This window comes from Pseudomonas sp. CH235 (genome assembly GCF_004368175.1).
Lineage (GTDB): Bacteria > Pseudomonadota > Gammaproteobacteria > Pseudomonadales > Pseudomonadaceae > Aquipseudomonas > Aquipseudomonas paraglycinae.
Genome location: NZ_RRZJ01000002.1, coordinates 351,020 through 370,519, shown reverse-complemented (window position 1 = coordinate 370,519; position 19,500 = coordinate 351,020). Strand labels below are relative to the sequence as shown.

The 19,500-nt window shown below is 61.6% G+C and carries 21 protein-coding genes; 8 read left to right on the top strand and 13 right to left on the bottom strand.

Annotated elements, in window-relative coordinates:
- Positions 1-2: 2 nt before the first annotated feature.
- The gene (locus EIY71_RS03935) at positions 3-1,727 is read right to left on the bottom strand and encodes a tetratricopeptide repeat protein (protein WP_134020550.1); all 1,725 of its coding nucleotides are present in this window, start codon (positions 1,725-1,727) and stop codon (positions 3-5) included.
- 182 nt (positions 1,728-1,909) lie between these two features.
- Between EIY71_RS03935 and hemA the strand changes: the two genes are divergently transcribed.
- The 6 genes from hemA to EIY71_RS03905 all read left to right on the top strand — a co-directional run bounded on the left by hemA (position 1,910) and on the right by EIY71_RS03905 (position 7,271).
- Positions 1,910-3,196: a glutamyl-tRNA reductase gene (gene hemA, locus EIY71_RS03930; RefSeq protein WP_007951716.1), complete on the top strand. Its 1,287-nt coding sequence runs from the start codon at positions 1,910-1,912 to the stop codon at positions 3,194-3,196.
- Positions 3,193-4,275, top strand: coding sequence for a peptide chain release factor 1 (gene prfA / locus EIY71_RS03925; protein WP_007951714.1), 1,083 nt, complete (start codon positions 3,193-3,195; stop codon positions 4,273-4,275). Before hemA ends, prfA begins: the two co-directional genes overlap by 4 nt.
- Entirely contained in the window at positions 4,276-5,106 is an 831-nt protein-coding gene (gene prmC / locus EIY71_RS03920; RefSeq protein WP_085745391.1) for a peptide chain release factor N(5)-glutamine methyltransferase, read from the top strand. It begins immediately after the preceding gene.
- Positions 5,100-5,855, top strand: coding sequence for a molybdopterin-synthase adenylyltransferase MoeB (locus tag EIY71_RS03915; RefSeq protein ID WP_134020547.1), 756 nt, complete (start codon positions 5,100-5,102; stop codon positions 5,853-5,855). The genes prmC and EIY71_RS03915 overlap by 7 nt, the downstream gene beginning before the upstream one ends.
- Positions 5,848-6,639: a glutamate racemase gene (murI, locus tag EIY71_RS03910; protein WP_085745389.1), complete on the top strand. Its 792-nt coding sequence runs from the start codon at positions 5,848-5,850 to the stop codon at positions 6,637-6,639. The genes EIY71_RS03915 and murI overlap by 8 nt, the downstream gene beginning before the upstream one ends.
- A gap of 113 nt (positions 6,640-6,752) precedes the next feature.
- Positions 6,753-7,271, top strand: a complete 519-nt coding sequence (locus tag EIY71_RS03905; RefSeq protein ID WP_039766327.1) for an acyloxyacyl hydrolase — start codon at positions 6,753-6,755, stop codon at positions 7,269-7,271.
- Positions 7,272-7,325: 54 nt separating this feature from the next.
- Here the strand turns inward: EIY71_RS03905 and EIY71_RS03900 are convergent, their stop codons facing one another.
- The 12 genes from EIY71_RS03900 to EIY71_RS03845 form a co-directional block, all read right to left on the bottom strand.
- Entirely contained in the window at positions 7,326-7,631 is a 306-nt protein-coding gene (locus EIY71_RS03900) for a YkgJ family cysteine cluster protein (RefSeq protein ID WP_011335918.1), read from the bottom strand.
- Positions 7,632-7,683: 52 nt separating this feature from the next.
- Positions 7,684-8,175, bottom strand: coding sequence for a DUF2878 domain-containing protein (locus EIY71_RS03895; protein ID WP_134020545.1), 492 nt, complete (start codon positions 8,173-8,175; stop codon positions 7,684-7,686).
- The gene (locus EIY71_RS03890) at positions 8,168-9,439 is read right to left on the bottom strand and encodes a cyclopropane-fatty-acyl-phospholipid synthase family protein (protein ID WP_102687532.1); all 1,272 of its coding nucleotides are present in this window, start codon (positions 9,437-9,439) and stop codon (positions 8,168-8,170) included. The genes EIY71_RS03895 and EIY71_RS03890 overlap by 8 nt, the downstream gene beginning before the upstream one ends.
- Positions 9,426-10,241, bottom strand: coding sequence for a DUF1365 domain-containing protein (locus tag EIY71_RS03885; protein ID WP_134020542.1), 816 nt, complete (start codon positions 10,239-10,241; stop codon positions 9,426-9,428). Before EIY71_RS03885 ends, EIY71_RS03890 begins: the two co-directional genes overlap by 14 nt.
- Complete coding sequence (locus tag EIY71_RS03880) at positions 10,238-11,485, bottom strand: NAD(P)/FAD-dependent oxidoreductase (protein WP_134020539.1); 1,248 nt, start codon at positions 11,483-11,485, stop codon at positions 10,238-10,240. The genes EIY71_RS03885 and EIY71_RS03880 overlap by 4 nt, the downstream gene beginning before the upstream one ends.
- Positions 11,482-12,264: an SDR family oxidoreductase gene (locus tag EIY71_RS03875; protein WP_134020536.1), complete on the bottom strand. Its 783-nt coding sequence runs from the start codon at positions 12,262-12,264 to the stop codon at positions 11,482-11,484. The genes EIY71_RS03880 and EIY71_RS03875 overlap by 4 nt, the downstream gene beginning before the upstream one ends.
- A complete protein-coding gene (locus EIY71_RS03870; RefSeq protein ID WP_102687536.1) occupies positions 12,261-12,683 on the bottom strand; it encodes a nuclear transport factor 2 family protein in 423 nt (140 codons plus the stop codon). The genes EIY71_RS03875 and EIY71_RS03870 overlap by 4 nt, the downstream gene beginning before the upstream one ends.
- Complete coding sequence (gene phrB / locus EIY71_RS03865) at positions 12,676-14,121, bottom strand: deoxyribodipyrimidine photo-lyase (RefSeq protein ID WP_134020533.1); 1,446 nt, start codon at positions 14,119-14,121, stop codon at positions 12,676-12,678. Before phrB ends, EIY71_RS03870 begins: the two co-directional genes overlap by 8 nt.
- Before the next feature lie 20 nt (positions 14,122-14,141).
- Positions 14,142-15,083: a MerR family transcriptional regulator gene (locus EIY71_RS03860; protein ID WP_102716915.1), complete on the bottom strand. Its 942-nt coding sequence runs from the start codon at positions 15,081-15,083 to the stop codon at positions 14,142-14,144.
- Complete coding sequence (locus EIY71_RS03855; RefSeq protein WP_085745380.1) at positions 15,083-16,045, bottom strand: DUF523 and DUF1722 domain-containing protein; 963 nt, start codon at positions 16,043-16,045, stop codon at positions 15,083-15,085. The genes EIY71_RS03860 and EIY71_RS03855 overlap by 1 nt, the downstream gene beginning before the upstream one ends.
- Positions 16,046-16,157: 112 nt before the next feature.
- Complete coding sequence (locus tag EIY71_RS03850) at positions 16,158-16,373, bottom strand: TIGR02450 family Trp-rich protein (RefSeq protein WP_085745379.1); 216 nt, start codon at positions 16,371-16,373, stop codon at positions 16,158-16,160.
- Positions 16,370-17,356 carry an NAD(P)/FAD-dependent oxidoreductase gene (locus tag EIY71_RS03845; protein ID WP_085745378.1) on the bottom strand — a complete coding sequence of 329 codons (987 nt, stop codon included), beginning with the start codon at positions 17,354-17,356 and terminating at the stop codon, positions 16,370-16,372. The genes EIY71_RS03850 and EIY71_RS03845 overlap by 4 nt, the downstream gene beginning before the upstream one ends.
- Before the next feature lie 197 nt (positions 17,357-17,553).
- Here EIY71_RS03845 and EIY71_RS03840 point away from each other — a divergent pair, with 197 nt between their 5' ends.
- Together EIY71_RS03840 and hemH are read left to right on the top strand one after the other, a co-directional pair.
- On the top strand, positions 17,554-18,456 hold the full coding sequence (locus tag EIY71_RS03840; protein WP_102687538.1) for a TIGR01777 family oxidoreductase: 903 nt from the start codon (positions 17,554-17,556) through the stop codon (positions 18,454-18,456).
- 13 nt (positions 18,457-18,469) lie between these two features.
- Positions 18,470-19,495: a ferrochelatase gene (gene hemH, locus EIY71_RS03835; RefSeq protein WP_102716914.1), complete on the top strand. Its 1,026-nt coding sequence runs from the start codon at positions 18,470-18,472 to the stop codon at positions 19,493-19,495.
- Positions 19,496-19,500: the final 5 nt, after the last annotated feature.

Sequence of the window (19,500 nt, the reverse complement as noted above, 5' to 3'; positions counted from 1 at the left end):
AGTTAAAGAGTCTCGGATCCGGTCAGGCGCTTGATGGTGCTGCGCAGGATGGTGCTGTCAGGCTGGTCCTTGAGGAACTTGCCCCAGATTTGTTTCGCTTCGCGCTGCTTGCCCTTGGCCCACAGCACTTCGCCCAGGTGCGCGGCGACTTCGTGATCGGGGAAGCGCTCGAGGGCCTGACGCAGGTATTTCTCGGCGTCTTCCAGATTGCCCATGCGGAAGTTCACCCAGCCGAGGCTGTCGAGAACCGCCGGGTCTTCCGGGTTGATCTGGTGAGCCTGCTCGATCAGCGCCTTGGCTTCAGCGTAGCGGGTGGTGCGGTCGGACAGGGTGTAGCCGAGGGCGTTGAGGGCCATGGCGTTGTCCGGATCGCGCTTGATGATCAGGCGCAGGTCTTTTTCCATCTGCGCCAGGTCATTGCGTTTTTCCGCCTGCATCGCACGGGTGTAAAGCAGATTCAGATCGTCCGGGTATTGCTGCAACGCTTGTTGCAGGACTTTCCAGGCCTTGTCGCCCTGATTGTTGGCGGACAGGGTTTCGGCTTCGATCAGGTATAACTGGATCGCGTAATCCGGCTGCTCGTCACGTTCGGCGGCCAGTTTGCTCTGGGCTTCGGCGGTCTTGCCGTTGTTCATCAGAATATCGGCCTGACGCAGTTGCGCCGGCAGATAGTCGTTGCCCGGGCCGACCTGGGCGTACTCGATGAGCGCGCCTTGCGGGTCGTTGCGTTCCTCGGCGATGCGGCCCAGGTTCAGGTGCGCCGAGTCGACATGGCTTTCCCGGGCGATCAGGTCTTCCAGATAACCCTTGGCCTCGTCCCAGGCCTTGGCTTCCAGGCAGACCAGCGCCAGGGAGTAACGCAGTTCGTCGTCTTCCGGGTATTGCTGAACCAGGGTGGAGAACTCGACCTTGGCGTCGTCCATCCGGTCCTGTTCCACCAGCGTCCGCGCGTAGGTCAGGCGCAGTCGCTTGTCGTCCGGGTATTTCTTGATGCTTTTCTGCAACAGCGGCAAGGCTTCGTCGCCACGATTCAGCCCTTGCAGCAGGCGTGCGCGCAGCAGGATCGGGGCGATCTCGCCGTCTTCCGGCGGATTGTCTTCGAGCAGGGTCAGCGCACCCTTGGTGTCGCCGTCCTGCTGCATCAGCAGGGCCTTGCCGAAAATCAGCTGATTGTTGTTCGGGTGACGCTGCAACAGGCGGTCGAAGCTTTTCATCAGGCCGTTGCGGGTTTCCTGATCGGTGTCGGCGGCCGACAGCGCGAGGAAGTCGAAATGGGTGTCGCCTTTGCCCTGCAGGACTTTCTCCATATAGACCATCGAGTCGTCATAACGCCCGGCGCGAGCCAGTTGCACGGCGGCGGCGCGTTGCGCTTCGAGGTCGTCCGGGGCGTTTTTCGCCCAGATCAGCGCGGTATCGAGAGCCGGCTGATCGGCACCCAGATACTCGGCGATGCGGAACGCACGCTCGGAAACGCCCGGGTCCTGGGTGTTGATGGCCTGGGTCACGTAGTTGTCCAGGGCAATGTCGAAACGATTGCGCTGGCCAGCGAGCTCGGCGCTCAGCAGGCTGAACACCGTTTCCTGGCTGAACGAGCTGTAAACCTTGGGCTTTTCAGGGGCCGGCGTGGTGTCTTCGACCGGTGAGGCACCGTCCTGCGAAACGGGGGCCAAGGCCTGGCAGCCGCTGAGGAAGACAAAAGCGAGGAGCAACGCGGAAGATCTATTCATATAGGAAGAGGACGACTAACCTGCGGTCGGATCATCATGACACAAGCCTTCGGCCAAACATAACCGAGTCTCGATTGTGGCCATTATAGGGGCCGACAATTGGGACAATAGTCAGCGGTAGTTGTTCTGAATCTGACGAAGTAGGACAATTGCCGGCTTCACGTCACCATCAGCGACCTTGAATGGCCTTCCTTGCACTCGGTATCAACCACAAGACTGCTTCAGTAGACGTCCGCGAGCGCGTGGCCTTTACCCCTGAGCAGCTGGTGGAGGCCTTGCAGCAGCTCTGCCGACTCACCGACAGCCGCGAAGCTGCGATCCTCTCCACCTGCAATCGCAGTGAGCTGTATATAGAACAGGATCAGCTTTCGGCCGATATCGTGCTGCGCTGGCTGGCCGACTATCACCATTTAAGCCTCGATGAGCTGCGCGCGAGTGCTTATGTGCATGAAGATGATGCGGCAGTTCGTCACATGATGCGCGTCGCCTCCGGGCTCGACTCGCTGGTGCTGGGCGAACCGCAGATTCTCGGCCAGATGAAATCGGCCTACGCCGTTGCCCGCGAGGCCGGCACCATCGGGCCGCTGCTCGGGCGACTGTTTCAGGCGACCTTCAACGCCGCCAAGCAAGTGCGTACCGACACCGCGATCGGTGAGAACCCGGTGTCCGTGGCGTTTGCCGCCGTTAGCCTGGCCAAACAGATTTTCAGCGACTTGCAACGCAGCCAGGCCCTGCTGATCGGCGCCGGCGAGACCATCACCCTGGTCGCCCGTCACCTGCATGAACTGGGGGTCAAGCGCATCGTGGTCGCCAACCGGACGCTCGAGCGCGCCAGCCTGCTGGCCGAACAGTTCGGTGCCCACGCGGTGTTGCTCTCGGACATCCCGGCCGAACTGGTGCGCAGCGACATCGTCATCAGTTCTACCGCCAGTCAGTTGCCGATCCTCGGTAAAGGCGCGGTGGAAAGCGCGCTGAAGCTGCGCAAGCACAAGCCGATCTTCATGGTCGACATCGCCGTTCCCCGTGACATCGAGCCTGAAGTCGGCGAACTCGACGACGTTTACCTCTATAGCGTCGACGATCTGCACGAAGTGGTCGCCGAAAACCTCAAGAGCCGTCAGGGTGCAGCGCAGGCGGCTGAAGAGATGGTTTCGGTCGGCGCCGACGATTTCATGGTGCGCCTGCGCGAGCTGGCGGCGGTCGACGTGCTCAAGGCCTATCGTCAACAGAGCGAACGCCTGCGCGACGAAGAACTGCAAAAGGCCCTGCGCCTGCTGGCCAACGGCGGCAACGCCGAAGACGTGCTCGGGCAACTGGCCCGTGGCCTGACCAACAAACTCCTGCACGCCCCGAGCGTGCAGTTGAAAAAGCTTTCTGCCGAAGGCCGCCTCGATGCGCTGGCCATGGCTCAGGAACTCTTTGCCCTCGAGGGCTCACCGGATAGCTTTTCGGATAAAAAACCGCAATGAAAGCGTCACTGCTCAATAAGCTGGACATTCTCCAGGACCGTTTCGAGGAACTGACCGCGCTGCTCGGCGACGGCGAAGTCATTTCCGACCAGACCAAATTCCGCGCCTATTCCAAGGAATACGCCGAACTTGAGCCGGTGGTACAAGGCTATAAAAAGCTGCTCGGCGTACAAAGCGATCTTGAAGGCGCGCAGGCGCTGCTCAAGGACAGCGACCCGGACATGCGTGAAATGGCCGTGGAAGAAGTCCGCGAAGCCAAGGAGTTGCTGATCACGCTGGAATCCGACCTGCAACGCATGTTGCTGCCCAAGGATCCCAACGACGGGCGCAACGTGTTTCTCGAAATCCGCGCCGGCACCGGTGGCGACGAGGCGGCGATCTTCTCCGGCGACCTGTTCCGCATGTACTCGCGTTACGCCGAACGGCGTGGCTGGCGCGTGGAGATCCTCTCGGAAAACGAAGGCGAACACGGCGGCTATAAAGAAGTCATCGCCCGCATCGAAGGCGACAACGTTTACGGCAAGCTGAAATTCGAATCCGGCGCGCACCGCGTACAGCGTGTACCCGCCACCGAATCCCAGGGCCGTATCCACACCTCGGCCTGCACCGTGGCGGTATTGCCCGAGCCGGACGAGCGTGAAGCCATCGAGATCAACCCGGCGGATTTGCGCGTCGACACTTACCGCTCCTCCGGGGCCGGTGGTCAGCACGTCAACACCACCGATTCGGCGATCCGCATCACCCACATACCGACCGGCACCGTTGTCGAGTGCCAGGAAGAACGTTCCCAGCACAAGAACCGTGCCCGTGCGATGGCCTGGCTGGCGGCCAAACTCAACGACCAGCAGACGGCGGCGGCGGCCAACGCCATCGCCAGCGAACGTAAATTGCTGGTGGGTTCCGGTGACCGCTCCGAGCGCATCCGTACCTACAACTTTGCCCAGGGCCGGGTCACCGACCACCGCGTCAACCTGACCCTGTATTCCCTCGACGAAATCCTCGCCGGTGGCGTCGAAGCGGTGATCGAGCCGTTGCTGGCCGAATACCAGGCCGACCAGCTCGCAGCGATAGGTGAGTAAATGACCATCATCGCCAGCCTGTTGCGCGCCGCCGAACTGCCGGATTCGCCCACCGCGCGCCTGGACGCCGAATTGCTTCTGGCCGCCGCGCTGGGCAAGTCGCGCAGTTTTCTCCACACCTGGCCCGAGCGCATCGTGCCCAGCGAAGCCGCACTGGTTTTTGCCGAGTACCTGCAACGTCGTCGCAGCGGCGAGCCGGTCGCCTACATTCTGGGTCAGCAGGGTTTCTGGAAGCTGGATCTGGAAGTCGCACCGCACACGCTGATCCCGCGCCCGGACACCGAACTGCTGGTGGAAGCCGCACTGGAATTGCTGCCGGCGACCCCGGCCAAAGTTCTCGATCTGGGCACCGGCAGCGGAGCGATTGCCCTGGCCCTGGCCAGCGAACGCCCGGCGTGGAAAGTCACCGCCGTGGATCGCGTGCTGGAAGCCGTGGCCCTGGCCGAACGCAATCGCCAGCGCCTGCACTTGAACAACGCCACGGTGCTGAGCAGTCACTGGTTCAGCGCCCTCGAAGGCAAGCGTTTCGAGTTGATCATCAGCAACCCGCCGTACATCCGAGCGGCCGATCCGCATCTGGTGGAAGGCGATGTGCGCTTCGAGCCGGAAAGCGCCTTGGTGGCCGGCATCGACGGGCTCGACGATCTGCGCCTGATCATCGCCCAGGCGCCGGCGCATCTGGAGGCCGGTGGCTGGCTGATGCTCGAACACGGCTATGATCAAGCCGAAGCCGTGCGCGATCTGCTGCTGACGCAAGGTTTCGACGAAGTCCACAGCCGCACCGATCTGGGCGGCCATCAACGGATCAGCCTGGGGCGCCTGCCGTGCTGAATGATCAGGAATTGTTGCGCTACAGTCGGCAGATCCTGCTGCAACACATCGACATCGATGGCCAGTTGAAGCTCAAGGACAGCCGGGTATTGATCGTCGGTCTCGGTGGTCTCGGTGCGCCGGTGGCCTTGTATCTGGCGGCGGCGGGTGTCGGTGAATTGCACCTGGCGGATTTCGACACGGTCGACCTGACCAACCTGCAACGCCAGATCATCCACGACACCGACAGCGTCGGCATGAGCAAGGTCGACTCGGCGCTCAAGCGCCTGAGCGCGATCAACCCTGAAATCAAACTGATTCCTCATCGTCAGGCGCTGGACGAAGATTCTCTCGCCGCAGCCGTGGCGTCGGTGGATCTGGTGCTCGACTGCTCGGACAATTTCTCCACCCGCGAAGCGGTCAACGCCGCTTGCGTGGCCGCGCGCAAGCCATTGGTCAGCGGCGCGGCGATTCGCCTCGAAGGACAACTTTCGGTGTTCGACCCGCGCCGCGCCGAAAGCCCGTGCTACCACTGCCTGTACGGTCACGGCAGCGAAGCCGAACTGACTTGCAGCGAAGCGGGTGTGGTCGGGCCGCTGGTCGGTCTGGTCGGCAGCCTGCAAGCGCTGGAAGCCTTGAAGTTGCTGGCGGGATTCGGCGAGCCGCTGGTGGGGCGTCTGCTGTTGATCGATGCACTGGGCTCGCGATTCCGTGAGCTGCGGGTCAAGCGCGATCCGGGTTGCAGCGTCTGTGGTTCGCAGCATGCGTGAAGCGCCGATCGCCGTATTCGATTCCGGCGTCGGCGGATTGTCGGTGCTGGCGGAAATCCAGCAACTGCTACCGAATGAATCGCTGCTGTACCTCGGCGATTGCGGCCATATTCCTTATGGCGAGAAAACTCCGGAATTCATCCGCCAGCGTTGCAGTGTGATGGCCGGTTTTTTCCGCGAGCGGGGCGCCAAGGCGCTGGTGATCGCGTGCAATACCGCGACTGTGGCCGGCGTCGCTGATTTGCGCCGGGACTTTCCCGAATGGCCGATTGTCGGCATGGAGCCGGCGGTCAAACCGGCCGCCGCCGCCACCCGCAGCGGCGTGGTGGGCGTGCTAGCCACTACCGGCACTTTGCAGAGTGCGAAATTTGCGGCGCTGCTCGATCGTTTTGCCACGGATGTGCGGGTCATCACGCAGCCGTGCCCCGGACTTGTCGAGCGGATTGAAAGCGGCGATCTTCACAGCCCCGAGTTGCGTGCATTGCTCAAGCACTACGTCGATCCGCTACTGGCGAACGGTTGCGACACGATCATTCTGGGCTGCACCCACTATCCGTTTCTCAAGCCGATGCTCAAGTCGATGATCCCCGAGAGCATCAGCTTGATCGACACCGGCGCGGCAGTAGCCCGCCAATTGCAGCGGCTGCTGGCCGAGCGGGATCTGCTCGCCGAAGGGCCGAACCGACCGGTCAGATTCTGGACCAGCGCCGATCCCGAGTCTTTGCGCAACACGCTGGCCCTGTTGGGCCAAGTCGCCGGCGACGTCGAAAAATTCACCTTGTAAAAAAAATGTGAAATATCTAAAAAGTCAGCTGAACTTCTGACCAAGCGCAGATTTCTATAGCGCAGAGTGACCTAGAAAAACCAAACGATCGTTCCGGAAAAGGAAGTTTCAACGTGAAGCGACTATTCTGCTTGGCCGCGATTGCGGCTGCACTGATGGGGCAAAGTTTTACCGCACAGGCTGCTGGCGTCGAGTTTGCAGTGGGTGCCACCAGCGATTCGACGATGACTTATCGCCTGGGCATGAATTTCGACTGGGACAAGAGCTGGCTGCAAAGTGACGTCGGTCGTCTGACCGGTTACTGGAGCGGCGCCTATACCTATTGGGAAGGTGACAAGACCTCCAGCAACAACAGCCTGTCGTTCTCGCCGGTGTTTGTTTACGAGTTTGCCGGTCAGTCGGTCAAACCGTATGTCGAGGCGGGGATCGGCGTGGCGCTGTTCTCCAACACCGAGTACGAAGACAACAAGCTCGGCGGCTCCTTCCAGTTCGAAGACCGTATCGGTTTCGGCCTGCGCTTCAATGGCGGGCATGAGGTGGGAATCCGTGCGACGCACTATTCCAACGCCGGTCTGAGCAGCGACAACGATGGGGTCGAAAGCTACGCATTGCATTACACGATGCCGCTATAAGCCCCCAGAAAGTAAGCCCCATAAAAAAGGAGCGCCTGGCGCTCCTTTTTTTATTCAGCGATACGCCGTGGCAATCCCCTGACGTTCGTCGATGCATTCCGGCGCGCCCATCTCGAACTCGCGGCAGATCAGCGGACGCTTCTCGTAAATCGTGCACATCATCGTGTCGCGATCCAGCGCCGCGCACCAGCCGTCGTCCAGACGCAGCATCACCTCACCACCCCAATCGTCGGTATCGATAAAACGCTCGGGTACGCCGGTGTCGGTGATCAGCATCACTTCGAGCTGGCAACAACAGGCTGCGCAGGTCGAGCAGGTGACCACGGGTTCGGCGATTTGCCGGTGGGGAATGGTTTTCATGGCGCCAGTGTACGGCAGTGGCCGATGACCGTGTGAAAGGCCTGACAGGCGTTTAGCGCGCCAGTCGCCGGGACAACTGGTGCAGCAGCGGAAACAGCAACGCCCACAGCAGCGCGATGCCGATCAGAGTCGGTAACTCACCGAAAGGAAACTGCACACCGGCCAGTCGTCCGCCGGCGCCATAGGACAGCGGGCCACCTGCCGCCCCCAGCAGGCTGGCCAGCCACCACGGCCTCGCGCTCCATTGCAGGCAATGACGCAATGTCGTGGCAAACAACGCCCACAGCAACATCAGCCACAGCGGAATCAGCGGTGACAGGTCCTTGAACTCTAAAACCCCGAAACCGCGCAACACGCTGTCCACCGCCGTGCCGATGATCACCACGCTGAGGATCAATCGGCCTTCCTGCGCCCAACTGCTGATCCAGCACAGATGAATCACCAACACCGCCAGCGCCAGCAGCAACCACAAACTGTTACCACCGAGCACGCAGGCCAGCCAGCCGATCTGGAATAGCACCGCGTTGGCCAACCGTTCAAGCATCGAAACGGCCCAGCAAAGGCGCGGTCATTGCCGCCGGTTTCGCCAGCACCAGCTGTGCAGTGCCGATGGTGCGTTCGAGAAATCCACCCTCGCAGTAACACAGGTAGAACTCCCACAGCCTGAGGAAGTAATCGTCATAGCCCAGTTCGGTCAGACGGCCGTGAGCATGGCGAAAGTTCTCGTGCCACAGACGCAGGGTGCGGGCGTAATGCAGGCCGAAGTCTTCCATGTGCAGCAGGTTCATGTCGGTGTCGCGGCCGACGATTTCGAGCATTTTCTGTACGCAGGGCAGGGCACCGCCGGGGAAAATGTAGCGCTGGATGAAGTCCACGCCACGGCGGGCCTGTTCGTAACGCTGTTCGCGGATGGTGATCGCTTGCAGCAGCATCAGGCCGTTGCTCTTGAGCAGCTGCGCGCATTGCTTGAAATAGGTCGGCAGGAAGCGATGGCCGACCGCCTCGATCATTTCGATCGACACCAGTTTGTCGTACTGGCCGGTGAGGTCGCGGTAATCCTTGAGCAACAGCGTCACCTGATCCTGCAAACCGAGGCGTTCGATGCGGGCCGCGGTGAAGGCGAACTGCTCCTTCGACAGCGTCGTGGTGGTGACTTTGCAGCCGTAGTGCTGCGCTGCGTAAAGCGCCATGCTGCCCCAACCGGTGCCGATTTCCAGCAGATGGTCGCCGGGCTTGAGCGCGAGTTTCTGGCAGATCCGCTCCAGCTTGTTCAGTTGCGCCTGCTCCAGGCTGTCGTCAGGGCTGAGGAACTGCGCGGCCGAATACATCATGGTCGGGTCGAGAAACTGCTCGAACAGGTCATTGCCCAGATCGTAATGAGCGGCGATGTTTTTCTGCGAGCCCTTGCGCGTATTGCGGTTGAGCCAGTGCAGCCCGCGCACCAGCGGGCGACCGAGCCGGGCCAGGCCACCTTCCATCCCGTCGAGCACTTCAAGGTTGCTGACGAAGACCCGCACCACGGCCGTCAGGTCCGGCGAGCGCCAGTAGCCATGGATGAAAGCTTCACCCGCACCGATCGAACCATTGCCGGCGACCAGGCCCCAGACGGCCGGATCCAGAACTTGAATCTCGCCCACCAGGGCGCTGCCCGGCGTGCCGAAGACGTGGCGCTCGCCGTCCTCGATGACGATCAGTTGGCCCTGTTTGAGCTGCTCCAGCTGGCGCAGTACTCCCCGGCGCAGCAGCGAACCGCTCAGGCCATGGGGGCTGAGCAGGCTGGCTCTGGCCGAGACGCTAGTGGATTTCATGGTGGCGTTCCTCGGTCGGTACGGTGGCGGTTCGAAAACGGTCGTCGGCGCGCTGGTGGGCAAACACCGGGGTGCGCTTGAGCAACAGGCGCAACGCCTGCCAATAGATCGCCAGCGCGGTCTTGGCGGTCATCCAGGGAAAGCGCCACAGGTGCCGGTGCAAGTGGTGTCGATCAAGGGGTTCACGTCGCAGGTCGAGGGTGGCGTCGAACAGTTTTTGCTCGCCTTGCCAGTCGGCCATGTGCACACCCAGGACCTGCGCGGCAGGGCTGAAGCTCATGCGGTATTCCAGATCCGGCGGCAGGAACGGCGACACATGAAAGGCCTTGGCCACGGCAAAGTGCTGGTGAAAGTCCTGCAGATTGCTGGGCGCTCTGGCCGGCAACACGTAGTGAAAACGCTCGCGCCACGGGGTATTGCTGACTTCGCAGAGAATCGCCGCCAGTTGGCCGTCGGCCTCGTGGCAATAGAAAAAACTCACCGGGTTGAACGACAGGCCCCAGCTGCGTGGCTGGGTCAGCAGGCAGATCGAACCTTGCGGCGCATGGCCCAGGGCTTCGCCGACAAGCTGGCGCACCGCATCGCTCAGGCGCACGCCCCGGCCGGTGAAGGTTTTCAGGTAATCGGTTTCGCGAAATGAAAACGGTGCAAAGCGGCTGGCGCCTGCCAGTCGGGACAGGCCCAGCACGGTCTCCTGTTCAGCCAGATCGAGGTACAGCATGCCGATCCGGTAACGGAATTCATGACGGCGCGGGGCGAATCGCCGATGGGCAATCCAGCCACTGTAGAGCGCGCTGTTCACAGACTTTCTCCAAAGGCTGCGGCCACGCGCAGGGCGCTGACCACGCCGTCCTCATGAAAACCGTTGGCCCAATAGGCGCCGCAGTAATGCGTGTGTTGCGCGCCGTCGATTTCAGCCCAGCGCTGCTGTGCCGCCACGGCCGAGAGGCTGAATTGCGGGTGGGCATAAGTGAAGCGCGCCAGCACTTTGGACGGCGTGATGCCAGCGCTCTGGTTTAGGCTGACGCAGAACGTGTTGTCGCTCTGGATGCCTTGCAGAATGTTCATGTCGTAGGTCACGGCCGCCCGGGTATGACCGGCTCCGCCGAGGCGATAGTTCCAGCTGGCCCAGGCCCGTTTGCGTGTGGGCAGCAGGCGGGTGTCGGTGTGCAGCACCACTTCGTTGTCGGCATAGGGTAGGGCGCCGAGGATTTCCCGTTCTTTATCGTCAGGATTTCCCAGCAGTCGCAGGGCCTGGTCGCTGTGGCAGGCCAGCACCACTTTGTCGAAACGTTCGATGCCGGCCGGGCTGTGGATAACCACGCCGTGCGCATCGCGATCGATCCGGCCTACCGGGCAGTTCAGGCGGATACGCTCCTTGAACGATGCGGTCAGCGGCGCGATGTAGGCACTGGAGCCGCCCTCGATGACCTGCCATTGCGGACGGTTGCTGACCGACAGCAACCCGTGATTCTCAAAAAACCGCACGAAGAACTGCAATGGAAAATTGAGCATCTCGGCCACCGGCATCGACCAGATCGCTGCGCCCATCGGCACGATGTAATGCAGGATGAAGCGCTCGCCGTAAGCGCCGGCCTTGAGGTAATCGTCGAGTGTGGTGTCCGCGGTGATCCGCTGTTCGGCAAGGTCGCGCCGGGCTTCTTTATTGAATCTCAGAATGTCGCGCAACATGCCCCAGAATCCGGGGGACAGCAGATTGCTGCGTTGGGCGAACAGGCTGTTGAGGTTGTTGCCGTTGTATTCCAGGCCTGTGTCCGGATCGTTGACCGAAAAACTCATCTCGGTGGGCTTGAAGGCCACGCCCAACTGGCCGAGCAAACGAATGAAGTTCGGATACGTCCAGTCGTTGAACACAATGAAGCCGGTGTCCACCGCATACTCGCGCCCGTCCACGGTGACCGGCACCGTGTGCGTATGACCGCCGACCCGGGCGTCGGCTTCGAACACGGTGATGTCATGTCGGCGAGCAAGCAGGTATGCGCAGGTCAATCCTGCGATGCCACTGCCGATAATGGCGATTTTCATGTTGCATCCTTGAGCGGCGGGTTGCTGCGCACCATGCGCTTGCCGATCGCCAGTTGTACCCGCGCGGGCATTTTCGACAGTGGCCACAGGGCCGCGATGAACAGCGCCGGGAAAGCGATCTCAAGCGGCCGGTCCTTCAGCTTGGCGAAGATATGCCGCGCGGCTTTATCCACAGGCCAACTGAGCGGCATCGGGAAGTCATTTCTGGCGGTCAGGGGCGTATCGACGAAGCCTGGACTGATTACCGTGACTTCAATGCCTTCGGCCGCCAGGTCAATGCGCAGGGATTCGAACAGATAGCGCAGCCCGGCCTTCGACGCGCCATAGGCTTCGGCGCGGGGCAACGGCACATAGGTCACCGAGCTGGCCATCCCCACCAGATGCGGTGCCGTACCGTTGCGCAGCAACGGCAGGGCGGCTTCGATGCAATAGCTGCTGGCGAGCAGGTTGGTGCGCACTACGTGTTCGACGATCGACGCGTCGAATTGACGGGCGTCGACGTATTCGCAGGTGCCCGCGTTGAGGATCACCGAGTCCAGAGAGCCCCAGTCCGCTGCGATCTGTTCGCCGATTTCACGCACGGTCTGACTGTTGGTCAGATCGCCGGGCACCACCAGTACCTGTCCCGGATAACGTTGCGACAGCACTTTGAGCGGTGCGACCTGACGGGAACTGACCGCCAGATGTGCACCGGTCTTGAGGATTTCTTCTGCCAATGCTGCACCGATGCCACTGCTGGCACCGGTCAGCCAATATCGCCGTGGAGCTGTACGACTCATCCCAATCTCCTTTTCAGCCAGGCGATCACCCGGCCCAATACGGGTAAATGTTCATAAAGCAGCGCTCCGGCATCGAAGTAATCCCGGTGGCGGTAAACCTTGTCGCTCCAGAGCAGGTGCGAGCAGCCCGCGACGCGTATCAGTTGCCCACCGCTCAGACGCGGGTGGCGGTAGCTCATGACCCAACGCAGATAGCCTTCGCCGTCGCTGATCTGGTCGAAGCCGTGGAAATCGAAGCGCAGTTCGTTGACGTTGGCGTACAACTCACTGAAGTAAGCGCGCAGGTTCGTCAGCCCCTGCACTTCGTGTAGCGGGTCGGTGAAATGAATGTCCTCGCTGTACAGCTCGTCCAGGGTGCGCAAGTTGTCTTTGTTCAACTGTGCGAACCGCTGGGCGAAACTGCGCAGAAATTCACTCATCGCTCTCTCCTTGAGACGCGCGTGACGGCAGGTTCTTGAACGCTGTCAGCGCCCGTTCCCGTGATGCGCTCAGATTGACGATCGGCGCCGGATAGTCCGCCACGCCGAACAAACCGCCGGCACTGGCCGGGTTGTGGACTTCTTTCTTGTTCAGGCCGGCCAGTTCCGGAAGCCAGTGCTTGATGAACAAGCCTTCGCTGTCGAATTTTTCCGACTGACTGACCGGGTTGAAGATCCGGAAGTACGGCGCCGAATCGGTGCCGGTCGAGGCGCTCCACTGCCAGCCGCCGTTGTTGGCGGCCAGGTCGCCGTCGATCAGGTGGCGCATGAAGAAACGCTCGCCTTCGCGCCAGTCGATCAACAGGTTCTTGGTCAGAAACATCGCCACCACCATTCGCAGGCGGTTGTGCATCCAGCCGGTTTCCAGCAATTGGCGCATGGCCGCGTCGATGATCGGCAAACCGGTGCGGGCTTCCTGCCAGGCGGCCAGATCCGCAGGCGCATCGCGCCAGGCCAGGGCCTCGGTTTCCGGGCGGAATGCGCGATGGCGTGAAACCCGTGGGTAACCGACGAGGATGTGTTTGTAGAACTCGCGCCACAGCAACTCGTTGATCCAGGTGACAGCCCCGACCTTGCCGCTTTCGAATTCGCCCTGATTGCTTTGCAGGGCGGCGTGCAGGCATTGGCGCGGGGAGATCACGCCAGCGGCCAGATAAGCCGAGAGCTGGCTGGTGCCGGGTTTGGCTGGGAAGTCGCGTTCGCTCTTGTAGTAGTCGATCTGCGCATCGGCGAACGTGTCGAGTCGGCGCCGGGCCTCGGTCTCACCGGCGGGCCACAGGGCGCGCAGGGATTCGCCCGGTGTCGGGAACCCTTCGACGGCTTCTGGAATGGGGTCGCTGGCGATGTTCAGCGCTTGCTGTTTGCCCGGGGCCTGTTTCAGCGACGGCATCGAGCGGTGCAGGCGCTCGTAGCAGACCTTGCGGAACTGGCTGAACACCTGAAAGTAAGTGCCGGTTTTGGTCAGTACGCTGCCGGGTTTGAACAGCAATTGGTCGAGGTAGCTGTGGAAGGTGATGCCTTCGGCTTGCAACGCCTCGGCAACGGCCTCGTCGCGACGGCTTTCGTTGATGCCGTATTCCTCGTTGACGTGCACGGCCTCGATCTTCAGTTGACGGCACAGTTCCAGCAGCACGGCGGGTGCCTGATCCCAGTGAGGCGCGGTGCGGATCAGGAGCGGGATGTTCAGGGTACCAAGGCTTTTGCTCAAATCGCGCAAATTGCGCAGCCAGAAATCGATCTTGCACGGCGCGTCGTCATGTTCCTGCCATTGCAGCGGGCTCAACAGGTACACAGCCACGGTCGGGCCACGCTCGGCGGCGGCCGCGAGGGCGGTGTTGTCGTGTTGGCGCAGGTCGCTGCGCAGCCAGATCAATTGCATGTCGGTCTCTGTCTGAATCATTAAATCAATCCACGCTGAATGAGCACCCGATGCGCCGAAAGAGGGTCTTCGGCCAGGAGCAGATCAGCGAAATCGGAAGTCTTTGCGGACAACTCGGCGTGGTGAATGCACACCGTGGGTCCGGCAATCAGTTTCGGGCAGCTGACGCCATTCAACAGTTTCGGTAGCTGCGCAAGGTTCAGGGCTTTGCTGGAATACAGCAGTACGCCACGGGCTTGCAGGGTATCGGTTGCCAGTGCCAGCTCTCCGGCCGGCAGCGGCCAGTCGAACACCTGCACCGGGCAATCGGCGCTGCTGATCAGCCAGGCGCAGAGCCAAAGGTGCGGCTCCAGCGGTAAATCCGAGTGATTGATCAGCAGCAGCGGCGCGGTGCGCAACTGACGGTTGTTATGGTAGATGCGTGCGCCGAATTTGCTGCGTAACCAGGCAAAAAAGAACACGCGCTCCATCTGCGCGCCGAACTGGCCCTGCCAGCGCTGTTCGAGATCGCTCAGCAGCGGCAGCAGCAATTGCTCGCAAAGTGTGCGCGGCGGATACAACGCCATCGCCTGGTTGATGCTGTCGTCGAGGCTGCGCTCGTTCAGGTGAGTGACCGCCAGCAAAGCAGCCTGGCGCAGCGGATGCCATTCGTCTTCAACCGGTTCGTTTAACGCCTGTGCCGTGTCGAGCAGCGGTTTGACCTGGCTGACCGCCACGCCGCGGTTGAGCCAGGTGAGGATGTTCTGGATGCGCTGCACATGGTCGGCGCTGTACAGACGATGACCCTTGGGTGTGCGCTGCGGAACGATCAGCCCGTAGCGTCTTTCCCAGGCGCGCAGGGTCACGGCATTCACGCCGGTCTGGCGCGCGACTTCGCGGATCGGCAGCCAGCCTTCGTCGAGGGCTTTCTTGAAGTCGGCGCCGAGGTCTTCACGGGCGCTGGTGTCGGGTGAGTCGTTCATCAAATGGCGTTTCGCAGGCTGAGGTTTTCCGGATGCGGTTGCAGGTACACCTGCTGCGCAATGTAGGGATCCGGGTGGAGGCGAAAGTGATGCTTGAGCAGCGTCAGCGGCACCACCAGCGGCACGATGCCGTGCCGGTACTGGCCGATGATGTGTTGCACTTCCTGTTTGTCTTCGGGGGTGATGACCTGTTTCAGGTAGCCACTGATGTGCTGCAGGACATTGCTGTGGGTGCGGCGGGTGGCGCATTTTTTCAGCGCCGCCATCAGTTCGCTGAAATAGCGCGGGCCGAGCTCGTCCGGCGCTGTCTGGCCCATGTTGCCCAGCAGATTGCCCAGCGTCTTGTATTGCACCGGGTTGTGGGCCATCAGCAGGTATTTGTAGCGCGAGTGAAATTCGGTCAGTGCACGGCGGCTCAAGCCCTGCTCGAGCACCTGCTGCCATTCGCGGTAGGCGAGCACGCGGGTGATGAAGTTTTCCCGCAGCACCGGATCGTTCAGGCGCCCGGCTTCCTCCACCGGCAGATCCGGATGCTGCGCACAGAACGCCTCGGCGTAAATGCCACGCCCGCCACCATTCACCGGTGCACCGTTGGCGTGGTAGACCTTCACGCGCTCCAGACCGCAGGAGGGCGATTGCTGCATGAAGATGTAGCCGCAGATGTCACTGAGTTCCCCCGCCATTTTCTCGCCGTAAGCGGCCAGTGGCTGGGTGACGTTAATCGACGGATTGACGGTGCCGACCGCTTCAGGCTTGGCCGGGTCGCCCACAAGTCGAATCGGCTCGCGGGGAATTCCCAGACCGATCGCTACTTCAGGACAGACGGGAACGAATTCAAAATGCTCGGCCAGGGTGCGGCTGCACAGCCGCGATTCCTTGTGTCCGCCGTTGTAGCGGACCTCGGCGCCCATCAGGCAGGCGCTGATGGCGATTTTCGGTAGGGACGTCGATGAGTCGGACATGCAGCAACCTCGAATCTAAACCTGTACAGACAAACTGATCTGTACAACATGCCTTCAGCATAGATTCATGGGTGTACAAGTCAAATTGTTTGTATAAGTTTTTTTGAGGTTTTTAGCGCCAGCCCATTTTCCAGCGTGAGTCATCCTGCAGGACCTGCCAGTCGCATTGCTCGGTACGCCGGGTCAGCACCGCCTGCAATTCGATCGCCAGCACCGTACCTTCTTCGTCGCGGAACAGTTCGGTCACCAGAAAATGCTTTTCACGGTTTTGCGGGTGGGCTGCTGTCCATTTCGACAGCAGCAATTTGCGCGGATTGATACGGTTCACTGCAGGTGTTCGTGCAAGCGTCTTGCAGCCTCCTGACCACTGAGCCACGCCCCTTCGACCCGACCCGACAGGCACCAGTCGCCACAGGCGTACAGGCCCAGATCGGCATCGGCCAGGGTGCCCCATTCATGACTGCTGGCCGGCCGGGCATAGAGCCAGCGGTGGGCGAGGCTGAAGGTCGGGGCCGGCATGGCGCTGTGCAGCAATTCGGCGAAGGCGCCGTGCAATTGTTCGATCACCGCTTCCTTGGGCAAGTCGATGTGCTGCCGGCTCCAGGCACTGGTGGCGTGCAGGACCCAGGTGTCGCACGTGGTGTCGCGTCCCGGTTTGCTGCGGTTGCGGGCCAGCCAGTCGAGGGCGCTGTCCTGGACGAAGCAGCCTTCGATCGGCGTATCCAGCGGCGTGTCGAAGGCGAGGGCGACCGCCCAGGTCGGATCCATTTTTACCCCGGCGGCGGCACCGGCGAGTTTCGGCGCGGCGGCCAGCAGGGCGGTGGCCTGAGGCGCCGGCGTGGCGATCACGACGTGGCTGAACGGCCCGTGGGTGAAGCCTTCGGCGTCCTGCAGGTGCCAGTGTTCTTCACCGCGATAGACCTCGGTGATCCGGCAGGCGAACTGCACTTCCAGTCCGTCGAGCAGGCCTCGGGTGATGGCGCTCATGCGCGGCGTGCCGACCCAGCGGGTCTGTTCGTCCGGCGACAGGTTCAATTGCCCGCCATGAAAGGTGTAGAGCTGCGGTGCCCATTCGGCGACCCAGCCTTTGCTTTGCCAGCGCTGGACTTCGGTCACGAAGCGTCGGTCACGGGCGGTGAAGTATTGCGCGCCCATGTCCAGCGAGCCGGCGTCGCTGCGCTTGCTCGACATGCGCCCGCCGCTGCCTCGGCTTTTATCGAACAACTGAACGGTATGCCCGGCATCCGTCAGGGCCTGGGCGGCGGAGAGTCCGGCGATGCCGGTGCCAATGATTGCGATAGGTACAGTCATAGGGGCCTCGTTTACCTTTCTGTACAGACTACGCCGTGGATGAAACCTGTACAATTCTGTTTTTTGGTATAACTTCCAGCGTTCTGGTTCTGACAGCTTGGCCTATGGTTAAACAATAGAGCCTGCCCGATAGAAAAGATCCCTGTTTATAAAAATAGACTAGTGATCGGGGTAAAACGCCACGCGAGGTAGAAGTCATGCACATATTGCTGACCGGCGGTACTGGATTGATCGGACGTCAGCTTTGCCGGCACTGGTCCGGGCAGGGTCATCGCCTGACGGTCTGGAGTCGTCGTCCGGAAAAAGTCGCGAAAATCTGTGGCGACCAAGTGCGTGGTATTGCGCGTCTGGAAGAACTTGGCGACGAGCCGGTCGACGTGATCGTCAACCTCGCCGGCGCGCCGATTGCCGACCGGCCGTGGACCCATCGGCGAAAGGCATTGTTGTGGAGCAGCCGGATTACGCTGACCGAATCGTTACTGGCGTGGCTGGAACATCGCGGGCAGAAACCGTCGCTGCTGATCTCGGGTTCGGCCGTGGGTTGGTACGGTGACGGCGGCGAGCGCGAGTTGACCGAAGACTCGCCGCCGGTGATCGACGATTTCGCCAGCCAGTTGTGCATCGCCTGGGAGGAAACCGCGCAACGCGCCGAAGCGATGGATATTCGTGTGGTGCTGGTGCGCACCGGGCTGGTGCTGTCGGCCGAGGGCGGCTTTTTGTCGCGCCTGCTGCTGCCGTTCAAGCTCGGGCTGGGCGGGCCTTTGGGCAACGGTCGGCAGTGGATGCCGTGGATTCATATCGATGACCAAATCGCCCTGATTGATTTTCTTCTGCACCGCAATCAGGCGAGCGGTCCTTATAATGCGTGCGCGCCGAAACCTGTGCGCAATCGCGAATTCGCCAAGACGCTGGGCAGCGTGCTGCACCGCCCGGCGTTCATGCCGATGCCGGCCCTCGCGTTGAAGGTCGGGCTCGGCGAGATGTCATTGCTATTGCTGGGTGGCCAACGGGCCACGCCGAAACGCTTGCTGGAAGCGGGATTCACTTTCCGGTTCACGGATTTACGCGCGGCCCTGGACGATCTTTCCGGCCGCCTCTGAAATAGGACGTTGCATGACCGATCACGCCTTGCTTCTGGTCAACCTGGGGTCGCCGGCCTCCACTTCGGTGGCCGACGTGCGCAGCTACCTCAATCAATTCCTGATGGACCCGTACGTGATCGACCTGCCGTGGCCGGTGCGGCGGCTGCTGGTGTCGCTGATCCTGATCAAGCGCCCGGAGCAGTCGGCCCATGCCTACGCTTCGATCTGGTGGGACGAAGGTTCGCCGCTGGTGGTGCTCAGTCGTCGCCTGCAACAGCAGATGAAGGCGCAGTGGACTCACGGTCCGGTTGAGCTGGCCATGCGTTACGGCGAGCCGTCGATCGAGACAAGCCTGCTGAAACTGGTTGCGGCGGGGCATAAACGCATTACCCTCGCGCCGCTTTATCCACAGTTCGCCGACAGCACCACCACCACGGTGATTGAAGAAGCCAAGCGTGTGGTGCGTGAGAAAAAGCTCGATGTGCAGCTGTCGGTGTTGCAACCGTTCTACGATCAGCCGGAATACCTCGACGCGCTGGTGGCGAGCGCCAAGCCGCACTTGCAGCAGGATTACGATCACCTGTTGCTGAGCTTCCACGGTTTGCCGGAACGGCATCTGACCAAGCTCGACCCGACCGGCAATCATTGCTTCAAAAATGAAGATTGCTGCAAGAACGCCTCGGCGGCCGTAATGGCCACCTGTTATCGCGCCCAATGCCTGCGCACAGCGGCGCTGTTCGCTGAGCGCATGGGGCTACCGGACGGCAAGTGGTCGGTGTCGTTTCAGTCGCGGCTGGGCCGGGCGAAGTGGATCGAACCCTACACCGAAGCGCGGCTGGATGAGCTGGCCAAAAACGGCGTGAAGAAGATTCTGGTGATGTGCCCGGCGTTTGTTGCCGATTGCATCGAGACCCTGGAAGAGATCGGCGATCGCGGCAAGGAACAGTTCTGCGAAGCGGGGGGAGAGGAGTTGGTGCTGGTGCCGTGCCTGAATGACGACCCGCAATGGGCGAAGGCGTTGGCAACGCTGTGTGAACGGGCGCCACTGGCCCTTTGATGATC